Annotated in this window: 14 protein-coding genes; 11 read left to right on the top strand and 3 right to left on the bottom strand. The window is 36.2% G+C overall.

Annotated features, from left to right (window positions below):
- Positions 1–12: 12 nt before the first annotated feature.
- The 4 genes from L1967_RS03335 (at position 13) to L1967_RS03320 (ending at position 3685) form a co-directional block, all read left to right on the top strand.
- Positions 13–1842 carry an ABC transporter ATP-binding protein gene (locus L1967_RS03335; RefSeq protein ID WP_249600304.1) on the top strand — a complete coding sequence of 610 codons (1830 nt, stop codon included), beginning with the start codon at positions 13–15 and terminating at the stop codon, positions 1840–1842.
- Between the two features lie 273 nt (positions 1843–2115).
- Positions 2116–2661, top strand: coding sequence for an RNA polymerase sigma factor (locus L1967_RS03330; protein WP_249600303.1), 546 nt, complete (start codon positions 2116–2118; stop codon positions 2659–2661).
- Positions 2662–2693: 32 nt separating this feature from the next.
- Positions 2694–3224, top strand: coding sequence for a hypothetical protein (locus L1967_RS03325; RefSeq protein WP_249600302.1), 531 nt, complete (start codon positions 2694–2696; stop codon positions 3222–3224).
- Between the two features lie 5 nt (positions 3225–3229).
- Positions 3230–3685, top strand: a complete 456-nt coding sequence (locus L1967_RS03320) for a hypothetical protein (RefSeq protein ID WP_249600301.1) — start codon at positions 3230–3232, stop codon at positions 3683–3685.
- 211 nt (positions 3686–3896) lie between these two features.
- Here L1967_RS03320 and L1967_RS03315 read toward each other — a convergent pair whose 3' ends face one another.
- Positions 3897–4973 carry a WD40/YVTN/BNR-like repeat-containing protein gene (locus tag L1967_RS03315; RefSeq protein ID WP_249600300.1) on the bottom strand — a complete coding sequence of 359 codons (1077 nt, stop codon included), beginning with the start codon at positions 4971–4973 and terminating at the stop codon, positions 3897–3899.
- A gap of 83 nt (positions 4974–5056) precedes the next feature.
- On the opposite strand from L1967_RS03315, the gene L1967_RS03310 reads away from it, so the two are divergent.
- A complete protein-coding gene (locus tag L1967_RS03310) occupies positions 5057–6271 on the top strand; it encodes an RsmB/NOP family class I SAM-dependent RNA methyltransferase (protein WP_249600299.1) in 1215 nt (404 codons plus the stop codon).
- Between the two features lie 2 nt (positions 6272–6273).
- On the opposite strand, the gene L1967_RS03305 is transcribed toward L1967_RS03310, so the two are convergent.
- Positions 6274–6825: a DUF4377 domain-containing protein gene (locus L1967_RS03305; RefSeq protein WP_249600298.1), complete on the bottom strand. Its 552-nt coding sequence runs from the start codon at positions 6823–6825 to the stop codon at positions 6274–6276.
- Between the two features lie 322 nt (positions 6826–7147).
- Between L1967_RS03305 and L1967_RS03300 the strand changes: the two genes are divergently transcribed.
- Together L1967_RS03300 and purL are read left to right on the top strand one after the other, a co-directional pair.
- On the top strand, positions 7148–8596 hold the full coding sequence (locus L1967_RS03300; protein ID WP_249600297.1) for an endonuclease: 1449 nt from the start codon (positions 7148–7150) through the stop codon (positions 8594–8596).
- Between the two features lie 295 nt (positions 8597–8891).
- Entirely contained in the window at positions 8892–12557 is a 3666-nt protein-coding gene (gene purL, locus L1967_RS03295; protein WP_249600296.1) for a phosphoribosylformylglycinamidine synthase, read from the top strand.
- Between the two features lie 68 nt (positions 12558–12625).
- Here the strand turns inward: purL and L1967_RS03290 are convergent, their stop codons facing one another.
- Positions 12626–13228 (bottom strand): DUF4136 domain-containing protein, encoded by a 603-nt coding sequence (locus tag L1967_RS03290; RefSeq protein ID WP_249600295.1) that lies wholly within the window; start codon positions 13226–13228, stop codon positions 12626–12628.
- Positions 13229–13465: 237 nt separating this feature from the next.
- Between L1967_RS03290 and L1967_RS03285 the strand changes: the two genes are divergently transcribed.
- From L1967_RS03285 to L1967_RS03270, 4 genes are all read left to right on the top strand, one after another.
- Positions 13466–15247 (top strand): AMP-dependent synthetase/ligase, encoded by a 1782-nt coding sequence (locus L1967_RS03285; protein ID WP_249600294.1) that lies wholly within the window; start codon positions 13466–13468, stop codon positions 15245–15247.
- A gap of 220 nt (positions 15248–15467) precedes the next feature.
- Positions 15468–15920, top strand: coding sequence for a MarR family winged helix-turn-helix transcriptional regulator (locus tag L1967_RS03280; RefSeq protein ID WP_249600293.1), 453 nt, complete (start codon positions 15468–15470; stop codon positions 15918–15920).
- 2 nt (positions 15921–15922) lie between these two features.
- A complete protein-coding gene (locus L1967_RS03275; RefSeq protein WP_249600292.1) occupies positions 15923–18331 on the top strand; it encodes a 3-hydroxyacyl-CoA dehydrogenase/enoyl-CoA hydratase family protein in 2409 nt (802 codons plus the stop codon).
- A 36-nt stretch (positions 18332–18367) separates the two neighbouring features.
- Complete coding sequence (locus L1967_RS03270) at positions 18368–18724, top strand: four helix bundle protein (protein ID WP_249600291.1); 357 nt, start codon at positions 18368–18370, stop codon at positions 18722–18724.
- Positions 18725–18728: the final 4 nt, after the last annotated feature.

Genomic DNA, 18728 nt, shown 5'->3' with positions numbered 1-18728 from the left:
CCTTAGTTTTATATGAGTTACTTAAAAAAAGTTCTTCAATTTGCGAAGCCATACAAGCGCTATGCAATATTGAATATTATTAGCAATGTTTTTTACGCCTTATTTAGCACCTTATCATTTTTGGCATTTATACCAATGCTACAAGTGCTATTTCAGGTAAATAAACCTATTACCACAGAACCCATCTGGGACGGTAATTGGAAACATTTTAAAGATTTTGCTGAGGAATATGCAAACTTTTTTTTAAACCAACGGATAGAAGAATATGGGCAGATCTCTGCCCTTATTACTATCTGCATCGTGATCATTATCTTGTTTTTTATCAAAAACATGTTTAATTATATGGCAATGTATTTTATTGCAACTTTAAGAAACGGCATGCTTAAAGACATACGCGATAAAATATACGAAAAGATCACAGAACTTCCTGTTTCTTATTTTTCTGAAAAAAGAAAAGGGGATATCATTTCAAGGATTACCAGCGATGTACAGGAAATTCAATCTTCATTTCTTAGTATGTTAGAAATGTTTGTAAAAGAGCCATTAACACTACTATTTACTTTAGTGGGAATGGTAGCCCTAAGCTGGAAACTCACGATATTTGTCCTCATTTTTTTACCAATTTCAGGATTAATCATTTCTTCTATCGGAAAAAAATTGAAAGCAAAATCGACCATTGCTCAGCAGGAAAATGCCTATTTTTTATCAGTGGTGGAAGAAACGCTTTCCAGTTTAAAGATCATTAAGGGTTTTAATGCTGAAGGAAAATTCAGAAATAAATTTCAGGCAAGTACAAGTAGATTAAATACTACGTTGAATACCTTATTACATCGCCAAAACCTTGCTTCTCCCATGAGTGAATTTTTAGGAGTTTTGGTGATCACGATCGTCCTTTGGTTTGGCGGAAATATGGTTTTAATAGATCAAACCATGGATGCTGCTACCTTTATAGGTTTTTTGGTCTTAACTTATAATATTCTTACGCCGGCAAAAGCAATTTCAAAAGCGACCTATAGCGTTCAAAAAGGAAATGCCAGTGCCGAGCGTATTTTAGAAATCATAGAAACTGAAACTACTCTGAAAGACGCCCCTAACGCCATCAACAAAGAAAGTTTCGATACAAAAATTGAAGTCAAAAATATCGATTTTAAATACGAAAAAGAGCTGGTTTTAAAGAATTTTAGCATGGATGTTCCTAAAGGTCGTACCATTGCACTTGTAGGGCAATCTGGAAGCGGAAAATCGACCATCGCAAACCTTATTACCCGTTTTTACGACGTATCTAAAGGAGACATAAAAATCGATGGTATCGATATTCGTGAAATTTCGAAGCAATCTTTACGAAATCTAATGGGGCTGGTAACCCAGGATTCTATTTTGTTTAATGACACGATTAGGAATAATGTTGCTTTAGGAAAAGATAATGCTACTGAAGAGGAAATTATCGAAGCATTAAAAATTGCCAATGCCTGGGAATTCATTTCGCAGATGCCACTAGGTCTGGACACCAATATTGGTGATTCTGGAAACAAATTAAGTGGAGGGCAAAAACAACGACTTTCGATTGCCAGGGCTGTACTCAAAAATCCGCCGATCATGATTTTAGATGAAGCTACCTCAGCTTTAGATACCGAAAGTGAAAAACTGGTGCAAAAAGCCTTAGAAAATATGATGCGTAATAGAACTTCAATAGTAATAGCGCATCGTTTAAGTACTATTCAAAATGCCGACAATATTATCGTGATGCAACGCGGTGAGATTGTAGAACAGGGAAAACACGACGAGTTACTCGCCAAAAAAGGCACATATCAAAAGTTAGTTGAAATGCAATCTTTCGCATAAAAAAATGAATACTAATTAGGTATTCATTTTTCTCACGTTTGATTTTGGGCAAAAAAGACTTTCACTATTTAAGAATCTTAAAACGAAAAGATAAATAATAAACAGCTAATTGAAGTACCTATTTAACAGCTTTTTAAGCTTTTAGGCTAAATTATATTTTAGCCGTAAGGATTATTATTCTAATAAATTTATAGCACAACATTACTCAGCTTTAAAGTTTTCTATATTTTAGCCGAACCATCTTAAAGGGATAGTTAATCTAAATTTTTTCCCTTGGAAAAAACCGAAAATTTACTTGTACAACAATTAAAGGATAGTAAAACTTCACAGAAAGCCTTTAGAGAACTTGTATCCTTATACAAGGAACGTTTGTATTGGCATATCCGAAATATTGTAAAAAATCATGACGATGCGCATGATGTTTTACAAAATACGTTCATGAAAATTTTTAGAAATATCGATCAGTTCAAAGGAGATAGCAAATTATTTTCCTGGATGTATAGAATCGCAACCAATGAGTCGATCACTTTCCTAAATAAAAAATCGAAACGTTTACAAATTTCCTCAAATGATCTTCAGAGTGCCATTATCAATAATCTTGAAAGTGATGTTTATTTTGAAGGCTCCGAAATTCAGCTTAAACTACAAAAGGCCATTGCCAGTTTGCCTAAAAAGCAACAACAGGTTTTTAATATGAAATATTTTGAGGAATTAAAATATCGGGAAATTGCAGATATTTTAGAAACCAGTGAAGGTGCTTTAAAAGCCTCTTATCACATTGCTGTAAAAAAAATTGAGGAATTTTTAAAAACAAATTAAACCTTTCTAAATTATACAAGTCAAATATTCAAATGAAGGAAGAGAAAATACCATATCATGGCGCCTCTGGCTTTAAAGTGCCTTCCGGATATTTCGAAAATCTGGAGGATAACTTATGTGATAAGGTTTGTAATGAAGAAAAGCAGTTAGAGAAAATAGCACTCCCTAAAAAGGCTGGATTTAAAGTTCCTGGACATTATTTTGACGATCTTGAAGATGCACTGGTTGCAAAAATAGAGCATAAACAACCAAGATCAATAAAAATAGATTTCAGAAAAACTTTTTATTACGCAGCCGCAGTGGCCGCTATTTTTGTGGGATTATATACCACTGTTTTTACCTTGGGTAACGAACAATCTGCTAGTTGGGATGATGTAGAACTTTCTGCTATAGAACAGTATATCGACGACGGTTATATTGATCTTTCAGATACAGAATTTTCTAGTATGATCATTGAAGACGGTTACATTGTAGAAGAATCAGATTTTGCTACAATGAATAGTGATGCGGTTTTTGAGTATCTAGACGAGAATGTTGAAGATCCCTCTTTTATTTTAGAATAATTGCTATGAAAAAGATTGTAATACTATTAGTGTTAATTTTAGGATTTTCAACAGCGCGTGCGCAGGACGATAAAGAAAGAGAGCGTATAAAATCACTAAAAACAGCTTTTATTACTCAGGAACTTAAGCTTAGTAATAAAGTAGCACAAAAATTTTGGCCTATTTACGATAAATACGAAGAAAAACGCCGGGAACTTTATCGTAGGGAGCACAGAGAAATTAACGATGTAGAATGTATTTCTGAAAGTAAGGCCAATGATCTTTTACTAGAATTTGTAGAAATCGAAAAAGAAGATTACGAACTTAAAAAGAAATATTTTACCGATTTAAAAACCATTTTTTCAGCCCAGGAAATTATAAAACTTCATAAACTGGAAGAAGATTTCCATAGAAAATTGATTAGAGAATACCGTGCTAGACAACACAAAGAGCGCGAAAGAAATAATGAAAAAGAAGAATAATATTTAAATAAGGGAAAGCCAATTAGGCATTTATTAGAAATTATTTTTTATTTCGAGTAATTCCGATGGTTATCGGATCCTGAAACATTTAATCTCGATTATCGAGTAAATAACGTTTAGTTTTTTGGTTAGTTAGTAGTAAGAATTCCGGTTGGCATTAATTTGTCCTCCGGAATTCTTTTTTATAACTATAATTTTAAATGAAACTAAATCATTTAAAACGAAGCTTTGCAATTCTTTTAGAACCTGCGGCATAAGCAGTAGAATCATTTAAAAACCTTAGCGTAAAAAATCCTTCGTCACTCAGTTTCTCCCAGGTTTTACCCGCATCTTTAGTATAAGAAATTCCGGTAAATCCTACAGCCACAATTTCCTCACCATTTCCGTTAGGAACGTATCGTACACTACTTTTATAATTCGGTTCCTGGCCATCGGCTATCAACTTCCATGTTTTACCACCATCTGTTGTAATGGCTTTATTCCCAGTATTACCTTCAGGATCTTCGTAGTTCCCCCCTATTATAATTCCGTTTTGTTCATCATAAAAATCCATACTATAACCGCCCAATGTTGGCTTTCCCTGCTTTAATGGCGTCTCTACTACTTCCCAGGTCCCCCCTTTGTCGGCAGAATGGAATACTCTCGATTTCATTCCGCCACTTAAGATCCAAACATGATCATCTTCAATCGCGATATTAGAGTTACTCGCGGCAAAAGCGGCTTCACCTTCTGCCGCTTTTGGTAATTTTGAACAGTCTATTTTTTCCCAGCTATTCCCACCATCTCTCGTAATAATTATGGATAGGCAGTCTGCTGTAGGATCACCCATGGCAATTCCTTCCTTATCATTCCAAAAAGCAATGGCATCATAAAAAACCTTGCCGTTTTCCTCTTTATAGACCAGTTTCATTTTACCATCGTCTCCTGTTTTATACAATAAGGCAGGATTCCCTACGCTTAGCATAAAAAAATCATTAGCTGTACTTCCTACCGCTCTAAATTCAGGACTCAAACTATCAAATTTTTGCTGTGATAATTTCCATTTATTGTTAGCTGAATTATATAAGCCATAAGTACCGCGATTTGCTGCAAAAGCCAGATTATTCCCAATAACTTCAATCGCTCGTATACTTAAAGAATCGTTTTCCAGAATGGGTTCGATGTCTACTTTTTCAAAAGTTCGATGTGCAGTAAGCTTCGTTTCCTCTGTAGCAGACTTATCTGTAGATTTTGTATCATTTTTGCAGGCCGCAAAAGCCAGCAAGGCTATGATCCAGACTTTTTTCATTTCATTCGTTTTTGGTGGATTTCCTTCAAATATAAATGTTTCAGCAATAAAAAAGATTACCTTTGTGCCCTTAAATTTTAACAATGCGTTTACATAGAAATTTAGTTTTTGCAACAGTTGATGCCCTTTTAGAGATTTTCAATGAAGGACAATATGCCGATAAAGTGATCGAAAAAACCTTAAAACGTGATAAGCGTTGGGGAGCTCGCGATCGTAGTTTTATTGCCGAAACTACGTATGATATTGTAAGATGGAAACGTCTTTATGCTGAAATTGCTGAAGTTAAAGAACCTTTTTCCAGGGAAAATGCCTTTAGATTATTCGCAGTTTGGGCGACCTTACGAGGGATTACCTTACCCGATTGGAAACAAATTGAAGATACTCCTACTCGACGTATTAAGGGGCGTTTTGATGCGCTTAGTAAAATTAGAAAGTTTAGAGAATCTGTTCCAGACTGGTTAGATGAACTTGGCGTGGCTGAACTTGGTGAGGAAACCTGGGAAAAAGAAATTGGTGCACTTAATAAACAAGCTCCTGTAATTATTCGTGCGAATAGATTAAAAACAGATGTTAGCTCGCTAAAACAAAAACTGGCAGACGAAGGTTTTGAAACCATCAACCTTAAAGATTATCCAGACGCATTACAATTAGTAGAACGTGCTAATATTTTTAAGACACAAAGTTTTCAGAATGGTTTATTTGAAGTTCAGGACGCATCTTCGCAGCTGGTAGCCAATTTTCTTGGCGTTCAACCCGGTGATCGCGTAGTGGATACCTGTGCAGGTGCCGGAGGGAAATCTTTACACCTTGCCGCTTTAATGGAAAATAAAGGGCAGGTTATCGCTCTAGATATCTACGCTAATAAATTAAAAGAATTAAAACGTCGCGCTAAACGTGCCGGTGCGCATAATATCGAAACCCGTGCCATCGATAATAATAAGGTAATCAAAAAACTTTATGGTAAAGCAGATAAAGTTTTAATCGATGCGCCTTGTAGCGGACTTGGGGTTTTAAGCCGAAATCCAGATGCGAAATGGAAACTGGAACCCGAATTTTTAGACCGAATTCGAAAAACACAACAGGAAATTATACGACAGTATTCCAAAATCGTAAAAAAAGGTGGTAAAATGGTGTATGCTACCTGTTCTGTGTTACCTTCAGAAAACCAAATGCAGGTGAAAGATTTTTTAGCTTCAGAAGAAGGAAAAAGTTTCACTTTAATAGAAGATCGTAAGATTCTTTCTTCAGAAACTGGTTATGACGGATTCTATATGGCATCATTGGAAAAAGCTGAATAAGCCTAGTCTACATCAATTCCTATTAAATTATAAGCTCCGTTTTCGGCATGCGTAAAGGTTCCTATAACTTTATTATCATTTTCTAAACTTTCCTGAAGTTTAGTACAAACATCCTCGGTTTCGCAAGTAACAGTAATTAAATCTAAAATTGTAAATCCGGTAGTGACATTGCCTTTTACAAAACTAGCACCTTCGCTATTTTTCAATGTTATTTTAAATTGTGTATCCTCGGCGACCTTAGATTTGCTTTTTTCTTCTAAAAGGCTATAACCAGGCTTTGAACCAACCAATTCTGGATCTGGATACTCTTTCAAAACGCTTAGCTCATAAACATAACCATCTTCAAAATCGAAGTTTTCAATTTCAGAAATCTGCCGGTTAAAATTTTCCTCATCCCCTATTTTTATTAGATATTCTAAATGCTCAGCAGGAATATATTCGGTTACCAGATAATGGTTTACTGTAATATCCAAATATTCCACTATAGGTTTATCATCGTCAGAACAGGATACAAAAATTAAAACAAATATCACAAAAAAGTTAATTCTCTTCATAATACTTAAAATTTAATTGCTTATTCATAAGATCATTCGATCATAAAAAGGTTGCGTTAAATAAATAGAAATATTTATACTGTTAATCATACCAATTCCCAGAATCACAAAAAGATAGGTTTACGCTTCGTAATTAGCCAATTCAATTTTATAATACTATAAGAATAATTATGAATCTTAATATCTATTTAAGATTAAATATTACCGATCAATGTTTTTAAAGATAATGATATCTTAAAGTGAACATCAAACTTAAAAAACTACATTCGTACCCCATTTTCAAAACATTTAAATTCTATATAAACCAAAAATTGATATAAAAATGAAGTTTAAATTCAGTACATTCTTATTTTGTTTTCTTTTGATTTCTGTAACCTCATGTAGTAACGACGACGATACTCTTACATTAAACCCCGAGGAAGATACAGAGAACACAGAAAGTCCAGAGCAAAGTAGCGGGGATACAGAAAATCCCGAGGAAACTAATGAAGAACAAAGTGACGTCTTAGATCTTAATTTTATCATTCCAGAAGAAATTGCCGGTTATTACAGTGAAGTTTCTTTTGATGTAACCGTAGAAGAATTAAAGAAAGAATTAGTAAGCCTTACGTCAGAAAAGCACACCACTTTATTAGAATACTGGCAACGTCACGATTATTTATATGATGCTACTGAAGATCCTAACAATCCTGAGAACGTTATATTAGTATATTCCGGAGAAAGCAGACCAAAAAATCAATATCAATCGGCAGATAATACAAATCCAAACCAAACATTTAATACCGAGCATATTTATCCAAAATCTAAAATTAAAGTTGAAGTTGGTAAAGCAGATCTTCACAATTTTTATCCTGCAGATATCACTATCAACTCTAACAGAGGCAACGATCCATTCGTTGCGGGAGAAGGATCATTTACCTCTACAGGTAGCGGTTGGTATCCCGGTGACGATTGGCGAGGTGATGTAGCCAGAATTGTAATGTATATGAGCATTCGCTATGACCAAAGCTTCGAAACAGTAGGAAACCTGGATTTATTTTTAGAATGGAATGCAGCAGATCCTGTATCTGTTTTAGAAGTACAAAAAAACAATGTCGTTGCTGAAGCTCAGGGAAATCGTAACCCATTTATAGATAACCCATATTTGGCAACAGTGCTTTGGGGTGGCGATGATGAAGCTGTAAATACATGGACCACCGATTATAGCGGTCCAATTTCAGAAGAATATACTGAAAACCCGACAGAAGATAATGGAAATGACGGTGAAGGTGAAGAGGACAACAACGGCGGAGAAAATGGAGGAAGTGAAAATGCTGTTTTAATGTTTTCTGAATATGTTGAAGGTAGCGGAAACAATAAAGCGCTCGAAATAGTAAACATTTCTGAAGAAACGGCAGATCTTTCAGGATATAGCATTCAAAAACAAGTAAATGGCAATGGAGAATGGAGTAATGAACTTTCACTATCTGGAACCTTAGCTGCCGGTGAAGTTTTAGTTATTATCAACTCACAATCCGATTTACAAAAACTACTCGATGAAGCAGATATTAGTCAGAGTGGTGCTCCAATCGACTATAATGGAAACGATCCGGTAGGTTTATTTAAAGACGGAACGCTTATCGACATGATTGGAACAGCCGGTGGTGACGACTTTGCAAAAGATATAACACTACGAAGAAAATCTTCGGTTACCGCTCCTTCAGCAACTTATAATAGTGACGAATGGGAATCGTTTGATAAAAATACGGTAGATAATATAGGAACTTATTAAGTTTAGTTTCCCACAGACTAAAAACGCGCCTAAAATGGCGCGTTTTTTCGTTAAACATATTACTTAAAGCTAAAAGATCAACAGGATACAAACCTAAATTATCCTCTAAAATTATTCTGTAAATAATTAGTAATAAACACTATACAATCAAAAAAAAACAGATAGTAACCTTAAAAATATTTACTATTTCGAGACCAGCCTGGGGTATTATTAATTTTGACGATATCAATAACTTTCAATATTCGGTTTAAAAAAGTAAATTTGCGCTTTCAACAACAACACAAAACTTCTTAGGATGATCCTATTCTTCGGAACTCAAACCAATAAGGTTTATGCCGTGCAAACGCACACACAGCTTTTGGCTGAAGATATTTCTAAATTAAACTGGCTTTTTGGGGGTGCACAAAAATATAACGAATCTGCTTTGGCAGATTTTTTTGTTGGGCCACGTGCTGCAATGATTACTCCTTGGAGTACCAATGCGGTAGAAATTACCCAAAACATGGGCATCGAAGGTATTATTAGAATTGAAGAATTCTACAAAATCGATGAGCATTTTACCGATTTTGATCCTATGCTTTCTCAAAAATATACCGAACTAAATCAGGATATTTTTACGATCAATATCGAGCCTGAAGCGATTAAAGAAATTGAGGATATTGAAGCGTACAACCAACAGGAAGGTTTAGCTTTAAATACTGAGGAAGTTGCGTATTTACAAGGCTTAGCCGAAAAAATAGGTCGAAAATTAACCGATTCTGAAGTTTTTGGTTTCTCTCAGGTAAATTCTGAACATTGTAGACATAAAATTTTCAACGGAACTTTTGTTATTGATGGTGAAGAAAAACCTTCTTCCCTTTTTAAAATGATACGAAAAACTTCCGAAGAAAATCCTAATGAAATTGTTTCAGCTTATAAAGATAATGTTGCCTTTATAAAGGGTCCAAAATTGGAGCAATTTGCACCAAAATCTGCCGATAAACCAGATTATTATCAAAATACAGCATTCGATTCGGTAATCTCTTTAAAAGCAGAAACGCACAATTTCCCAACAACGGTTGAGCCTTTTAACGGAGCTGCCACAGGTAGTGGTGGTGAAATTAGAGATCGTCTTGCCGGTGGTAAAGGTTCTTTACCTTTAGCGGGAACAGCGGTATATATGACTTCTTATAGTCGTTTAGCAGAAGACCGCCCCTGGGAAAAAGCCATGAACGAACGTGACTGGTTATACCAAACCCCGATGGATATTCTGATAAAAGCTTCAAATGGAGCATCAGATTTTGGAAATAAGTTTGGCCAGCCATTAATCGTAGGATCGGTACTTACGTTTGAGCATGAAGAGCATGGTCGAAAATTAGGGTATGATAAAGTGATTATGCAGGCCGGTGGTGTTGGTTATGGCAAGGCTAATCAGGCAAAAAAAGATATTCCGCAGAAGGGCGACAAAATCGTTATTCTGGGAGGTGAAAATTATAGAATCGGGATGGGCGGTGCTGCCGTCTCTTCTGCCGATACCGGAGAATTTAGTAGCGGTATCGAACTAAATGCGATTCAACGTTCCAACCCTGAAATGCAAAAGCGTGCGGCCAATGCGGTACGTGGCATGGTTGAAGCAGAAGAAAATCCAATTGTATCTATTCACGATCATGGAGCGGGCGGACACTTAAACTGTTTAAGTGAATTAGTAGAAGATACCGGTGGAAACATCGATCTTGATAAACTTCCTGTAGGTGATCCTACTCTTTCTGCAAAAGAAGTGATAGGTAACGAATCCCAGGAACGTATGGGATTGGTCATTGGTGAAAAAGATATCGAGACACTTAGACGTGTTGCCGATAGAGAACGTTCTCCAATGTACGATGTAGGTAATGTTACTGGTTCTCATCGTTTTACTTTTGAAGGTAAAAAAAGTGGTAAAAAACCAATGGACTTGGATCTTTCAGATATGTTTGGAAGCTCTCCAAAAACCATTATGAACGACAAAACGGTTGCCAGAAACTATGATAAACTGGTATACTCTTCTACTCATATTCAGGAATATTTAAAGCAGGTTTTACAATTAGAAGCCGTTGCCTGTAAAGACTGGTTAACCAATAAGGTAGATCGTTGCGTTTCTGGTCGTGTGGCAAAACAACAAACTGCCGGGCCGTTACAATTACCATTAAACAATGTTGGGGTTATGGCTTTAGATTACAAAGGTAAAGATGGTGTAGCCACTTCAATTGGCCACTCCCCTATCTCGGCCTTAGTAGATCCCGTTGCGGGTTCTAAAAATTCTATTGCTGAAGCACTTACCAATATTGTTTGGGCTCCGCTTGAAAAAGGCTTAAAATCGGTTTCTTTATCAGCAAACTGGATGTGGCCTTGTAATAATGAAGGTGAAGATGCCAGACTTTACGAAGCGGTAAAGGGCGTTTCAGATTTTGCGATTAGCCTGGGGATTAACGTTCCTACTGGTAAAGATTCGCTTTCGATGAAACAAAAATATAAAGATGGCGACGTACTTTCTCCGGGAACGGTGATTATCTCGGCAGCCGGGCATTGTGATGATATTTCTAAAATTGTAGAGCCGGTTTTACAAAAAAATGCCGGTGCAATTTATTATATTAACCTATCGCAGGATTCGTTAAAATTAGGTGGTTCTTCTTTCGCGCAAATCCTTAATAAGATTGGTGATGAAGTACCTACAATTAAAGACGATAAAAAATTCGCAGACGCTTTTTATAATCTTCAGGGATTAATTAAAAATGATATGATCACTGCTGGTCATGATGTGGCTTCCGGTGGATTGATCACTACATTGTTAGAAATGTGTTTTGGCGATCAAAATCTTGGTGCGAACATCGATCTTTCAGCATTGGGAGAAAGCGATCTTGTAAAATTATTATTCAACGAAAATAGTTCGGTTGTTTTCCAGGCGACCGATGATAATGCTGAAAAAGTTTTAGTAGATAACGGCATTGAATTTTTTAAAATTGGTGAAGTTTCTGAAACTGCTACGCTAACTATAAAAAATGCTGAAGAAACGCTGAATTTCGATATTGCCGAATTACGTGACATCTGGTATAAATCTTCCTTTTTATTAGACCAGAAGCAAAGCGGAAAAGAAAAAGCAGCCGAGCGTTACGAAAACTATAAAAATCAGCCTCTTTCTTATAAGTTCCCGATTGGATTTACGGGAGAGCTACCCTCCTTAGGAGGGGCCAGGGGAGGAATCAAGGCAGCGATTATTCGTGAAAAAGGATCAAATTCAGAACGTGAAATGGCCCGTGCAATGCACCTTGCCGGTTTTGAGGTAAAAGATGTACATATGACCGATTTAATTAGCGGTCGTGAAACTTTAGAAGATATTCAGTTTATTGCAGCCGTTGGCGGGTTCTCTAATTCAGACGTTTTGGGAAGTGCAAAAGGTTGGGCCGGAGCTTTCCTTTATAATGAGAAGGCAAAAGCTGCCTTAGATAATTTCTTCAAAAGAGAAGATACTTTATCGCTTGGTGTTTGTAATGGTTGCCAGTTATTTATCGAATTAGGCTTAATAAACCCTACACACGAGGAAAAACCTAAAATGCTTCATAACGACTCGCATAAGTTCGAATGTAATTTTACTTCCGTAGAAATCGCTGAAAATAATTCAGTAATGCTCGGCAATCTGGCGGGTAGCAAATTAGGAATTTGGGCCGCACACGGGGAAGGTAAGTTTAGCTTCCCTTATGCTGAAGATCAATATAATATTGTAGGGAAATACGGATTTGAAGGCTATCCTGCCAATCCTAATGGATCTGACTTTAATACGGCGATGTTAACCGATGATACTGGTCGTCACCTGGTAATGATGCCACACTTAGAGCGTTCTACATTTTCCTGGAACTGGGCATACTATCCAAAAGATCGTAAAGATGATAAAGTAACACCATGGCTTAGCGCATTTGAAAATGCGAGAAAATGGTTAGAAAATAAATAATCTTAGCATTGTTAATTATTAAAAAAGGAGCGGAAAAAATCAGCTCCTTTTTTATGCAATATTAGACCTTATTTTTTTGACTTATCCTGAAATGCAGGAAACTTGCTAAAAATCTGATTTATTAATTCTTCCTGCGCTTCAAGATTCGCCGCATTTACTATTGCTCCTGAAGTTTTACCGCTCCATACTAATTCTTTTGTTTTGCTATCTACCAGATGAATATCTACCGCTCCTTCATGATATTGGTACGTATTTACATCATATCCCGTGATTGGTCCAAAATTGGCAAAACCAGAATAAAAATAATTACTGTATAACGGACTTACGGCTGTTACACCTAGATCGTAGGGATAAGAGGCATATTCTGCTTCCGTTTCTTGATTTTCTTCAATATTTGTGGTCGAATTAATAAGAACAAGTAAGTCTGGATTGTCAGTATCTAAAGAATATCCTGCATTCTTCATATTCATATTAACTGTTTCCAGCACTATTTTATTAATATCCTGATCACTTTCCATCTTAGCTGTATTAAAGCCAGTATTAGGCAAATAAGCATAAGTTTTATAATTATCCAGATCTTTTCCTTTGGGATTAGTGGTTTTTACCTGACTCCCGCAAGAAATAAATAATAAGCTACAAATGATAAATCCTAAAAATTGGTTGGTTTTCATAGTTTTTATAAGCAATCTAATGAACTGCAAAGAGGGAAAGAAAAATACTTATACATTTAATTCTATTTTAACTAATAGTTTAAATAATTAGTACATATTATGAATTAATATCTTCATATTTCCAACAAAATTAAAAAACTCATAAATTGATTCTAATTTTTAGTTTCTTTTTTATTAATTTCATTTGAAATACTCCACTATTTTGCTATTTTGCAAGGTACTCTAATGTATACATAGATGAACGAGATAAAACGTCTTTTTGATTTTCCATATTATCAGCAGAAAAACTTTCCGCTAGAAACTTCACTTGCTACAAAAGTAAATGGCAATTGGGTTAAATTATCTACCAACGAATATTTAGATCAGGCAAATAAAATTAGTAGAGGACTTTTAAGACTTGGGATAAAACCTAATGACAAAATCGCCGTAATTTCTTCTAATAATAGGAATGAATGGAATATTCTGGATATTGGCATATTACAGGTTGGAGCCCAAAACGTACCCGTTTATCCCACAATTTCTGAACAGGAATACGAATACGTTATAAATCATAGCGAATCGATCTATTGCTTTGTCTCAGATAAAGAAGTATTGGATAAAGTAAATGCCATAAAAGCAAATACACATCTTAAAGAAGTGTACAGTTTTGATGAAATTGAAGGTTGTAAAAACTGGAAAGAAGTGCTTGACATTGGTGAAGATCTTAGCAATCAGGGCGAGGTTCAACAACGTATGGATGCCGTAACGAGTAAGGATCTTGCAACCTTAATTTATACCTCGGGAACCACAGGAAGACCTAAAGGGGTAATGCTTTCTCACGAAAATATTGTTAGCAATGTTATAGGAAGTGCTCCTCGTGTTCCTTTCGATTTCGGGACATATACGGCATTAAGTTTCTTACCGATATGCCATGTTTTTGAACGGATGATCCTCTATCTATATCAATATTATGCGGTTTCGATCTACTTTGCAGAATCGATAGATATGCTTAGTGAAAATCTAAAAGAGGTAAAACCAAATGTGATTACGGCAGTTCCCAGACTACTGGAAAAGGTATATGACAAAATTATAGCTAAAGGAACTTCTGCCGGTGGGATAAAAACGGCTTTATTTAATTGGGCCTTAAGTTTAGGACATCAATATGAACCTTATGGAGCTAACGGGTCATGGTATGAATTTAAATTAAGTTTAGCTCGTAAAATTGTATTTTCGAAGTGGAAAGAAGGTCTAGGTGGTAATATAGAACTAATTGTTTCTGGTAGTGCTGCGTTACAACCACGACTGGCAAGAGTTTTTGCGGCAGCGGGAATTCCTGTTATGGAAGGATACGGACTTACCGAAACATCTCCCGTAATTGCCGTGAATGATGAAAGGGATCATAATTTTAAGATTGGAACGGTTGGAAAACCTATTAAAAATTGTGAGGTCAAGATCGCAGAAGATGGTGAAATTTTAGCCAAGGGGCCAAGTGTAATGATGGGCTATTATAAGGACGAAGAAAAAACGAAATTAGCCCTTACCGAAGATCATTATTTTCATACCGGAGATATTGGGGAAATTGATGCCGATGGTTTCTTAAAAATTACCGATAGAAAAAAAGAAATGTTCAAAACTTCAGGAGGTAAATATGTAGCACCACAAATCCTGGAAAATACAATGAAGCAATCACAATTTATTGAACAGATAATGGTCGTGGGAGAAGGAGAAAAAATGCCTGCTGCTTTAATTCAACCCAACTTTGATTTTGTGAGGGAATGGGCTTCACGTAAAAACATTGATCTTGGAGATAAAAGCGAAAAAGAAATTGCGAACAATCAATTAGTGATCGATCGTATTCAACAGGATATAGACTTTTACAACAAAAGTTTTGGTAAGTGGGAAAAAGTAAAAACATTCAAATTAACACCAGATATATGGACTGTTGAAGATGGTCACCTTACCCCTACCATGAAGGTGAAAAGAAAGAATGTAAAAGAAAAATATATTGATCTTTACAACCTTATATATGATCATCAATAATTCAAAATAACATTTAATTTATTGCATAAAAGTCCCCAAACCAGGGGATTTTTTTGTTTAGTCTAAAAATTACAGCATAAATAATATAATATTAACAAAATTTACATTTATTTATTATGCACGCATAGTATATTTTTATTACATTTGGGAGGCTCCTTAAAAAGGAGCTCCCCAAAAAATTATCATCCTAACCGACTAACCCCCTGTGAAAGGGAAGAATATGAAAGAAAAAACGATAGATTATGTTTTAAGAGCTACCTGGATGGCCGTTTCTAAATTGTATAATGAAGAAGCCGGTAAAGCTGGCAGTACCATGGCAACTGGATTTGCTTTACTTAGCATAGATCCCGAAAAAGGAACTCCGTCCACCTCTTTAGGTCCAAAAATGGGGATGGAAGCCACCAGCCTTAGTCGCATTCTAAGAACCATGGAAGATAAAGGCTTAATAGTTCGTAAAAGAAATCCAGAAGATGGCCGTAGCGTTCTTATAAATCTTACAAAATTTGGTTTGGAAATGCGTAATTTCTCTAAAGGGGTAGTATTAAGATTTGATGAAGCGGTAAAAGAAAATGTTAGTGAAGAAGATCTTAAAACATTTATCGAAGTAGCCAATACGATAATGGAATTAATCAACAATAAAAAAATTTATAAACCTGAAACCTCAGCGAAATAATTATGAAGCGAATAATCAATAAAGTTGCTGTCATTGGATCAGGAATTATGGGTAGCGGTATCGCCTGCCACTTCGCCAATATTGGCGTCGAGGTGTTACTGCTCGACATCGTTCCGCGAGAACTCAATGAAAAAGAACAAAAAAAGGGACTTACTTTAGAAGACAAAGAAGTGCGTAATCGTATCGTTAACGATTCCCTTCAAAATTCTTTAAAATCCAAGCCCTCCCCTATTTACCATAAAGATTTTGCCAATCGCATAACCACCGGAAATTTAGAAGATGATATCGCTAAAGTTTCTGAAGTAGATTGGATTATCGAAGTGGTTGTAGAACGATTAGACATTAAAAAACAGGTTTTTGAAAAACTTGAAAAACATAGAAAACCGGGAACTTTAATTACTTCCAACACTTCCGGAATTCCCATTAAATTTATGAACGAAGGTAGAAGTGAAGATTTCCAGAAACATTTCTGCGGAACGCACTTTTTCAATCCACCAAGATATTTACGTTTATTCGAAATTATTCCGGGACCCGATACTTCAGAAGAGGTATTGAATTTCTTGAATGACTACGGAAAAAAATTCCTCGGGAAAAAATCGGTAATCGCCAAAGACACTCCGGCATTTATCGGAAACCGCGTAGGGATTTTCAGCATTATGAGTTTATTCCATATGGTAAAAGATATGGATATGACCATTGAAGAGGTCGACAAGTTAACCGGTCCGGTAATTGGCCGCCAAAAATCGGCTACCTTTCGTACCGTAGATGTGGTGGGTTTAGATACGTTGGTGCACGTTGCTAACGGATTGTACGAAAACGTTCCCGAAGATGAAGCACACGAGCTTTTTAAACTGCCCGATTTTATCCAGACAATGATGGATAACAAATGGCTGGGAAGCAAAACTGATAATACCGGATTTTATAAAAAAGTAAAAAAAGACGACGGTTCCAGCGAAATTAAATCTCTGGATCTTGATAAAATGGAATTTCGGGATCGTAAAAGCGCAAAATTCGGAGTTTTAGACCAAACAAAAACTATCGATAAACTTAGCGATCGTTATAAAGTTTTAATTAAAGATGAAGGAAAAGCAGGTAAATTTTACCGCAAAAACTTCTCGGCACTTTTCGCTTACGCGTCAAACAGAATTCCAGAAATTACCGATGAACTTTACAAAATCGATGATGCAATGCAGGCCGGTTTTGGATGGGAACACGGGCCATTTCAGGTTTGGGATGCCATTGGTGTAGAAAAGGGAATTGAGATGATGAAAGCTGAAGGTTACGAGCCTGCAGCCTGGGTTTCAGAAATGGTTGACGCCGGGGTGACTTCCTTCTATTCAGTAAAAGAAGGAAACACCTATTATTATGAAATTTCTGAGAAGAAACACGTAAAAGTTCCTGGAAAAGATTCCCATATCATTTTAGATAATATTCGTGAATCTAAGGCTGTATTCCAAAACAGTGGAGTTGTCGTTGAAGATTTAGGCGACGGCATCCTCAATTTAGAATTCCGCAGTAAAATGAATTCCATCGGTGGTGATGTTTTAGACGGAATCAATAAAGCGATTGATTTAGCTGAAAAGGAATACCGTGGATTGGTAGTTTCCAACGACGGAAAAAACTTCTCAGTAGGCGCCAATATCGGAATGATCTTTATGATGGCGGTCGAGCAGGAATATGATGAGTTGAATATGGCCATTAAATACTTCCAGGATACGATGATGCGTATGCGCTACTCGGCTATTCCAACCGTATCTGCTCCGCATAATATGACCTTGGGTGGCGGTTGCGAACTTTCCTTACACGCCGATAAAGTGGTAGCACACGCCGAAACATATATTGGTTTAGTAGAATTTGGTGTTGGGGTAATTCCCGGCGGTGGCGGTTCTAAAGAAATGACACTGAGAGCGGCTGACACTTACCAAAAAGATGATGTTGAGTTAAACCGATTACGCGAAAATTTCCTCACCATCGGGATGGCGAAAGTATCCACTTCGGCATACGAAGCTTACGATACCAATATTCTACAAAAAGGAAAAGATATTGTGGTGGTGAACCGTGACAACCAATTAGCCATCGCGAAAAAACACGCGATGTTAATGGCAGATAATGGATATACACAACCTATTAAACGTAACGACATCAAAGTGTTGGGAAAACAGGCTTTAGGAGCTTTTTATGTAGGAACCGACCAGATGAACGCCGGAAAATATATTAGCGACCACGATAAGAAAATCGCTAACAAACTGGCTTACGTAATGGCCGGTGGAGACCTTTCTGAAGCATCGTATGTAAGTGAACAATACTTATTAGACCTGGAACGTGAAGCTTTCTTAAGCCTTTGCGGAGAACGAAAAACATTAGAACGCCTTCAGCATATGTTACAGAAGGGGAAACCTCTACGTAATTAGATTTGAGAATTGAGATATTAGATTTAAGAATTCGCTATGCATAACTTTCAAAATTTGAAGATTTGGCAAAAAGCAATGAGAATTGCTAAAAAAGTATATCTAATTTCTTCAGAATTTCCTTCTGAAGAAAAATTCGGACTTACAAGTCAGATTCGTCGCAGCGCTATTTCAATCGCTTCTAATATTGCCGAAGGAGCGGGACGAAATACAAATGGAGAGTTTAGAAATTTTCTAGGTATCGCTAATGGCTCTTCTAATGAGCTTTGTACGCAATTAATCCTTGCCTACGAATTAGATCTAATAACAGAGTTTAAAATTCAGCCAATAATTGATGATTTGATGGAAATACAAAAAATGAATTATACACTCATCCAAAAATTTTCATCTAAATAATCTC

The organism is Zunongwangia pacifica (genome assembly GCF_023499215.1).
Taxonomy (GTDB): domain Bacteria; phylum Bacteroidota; class Bacteroidia; order Flavobacteriales; family Flavobacteriaceae; genus Zunongwangia; species Zunongwangia pacifica.
This window is presented reverse-complemented; position numbering and strand designations above follow the sequence as displayed.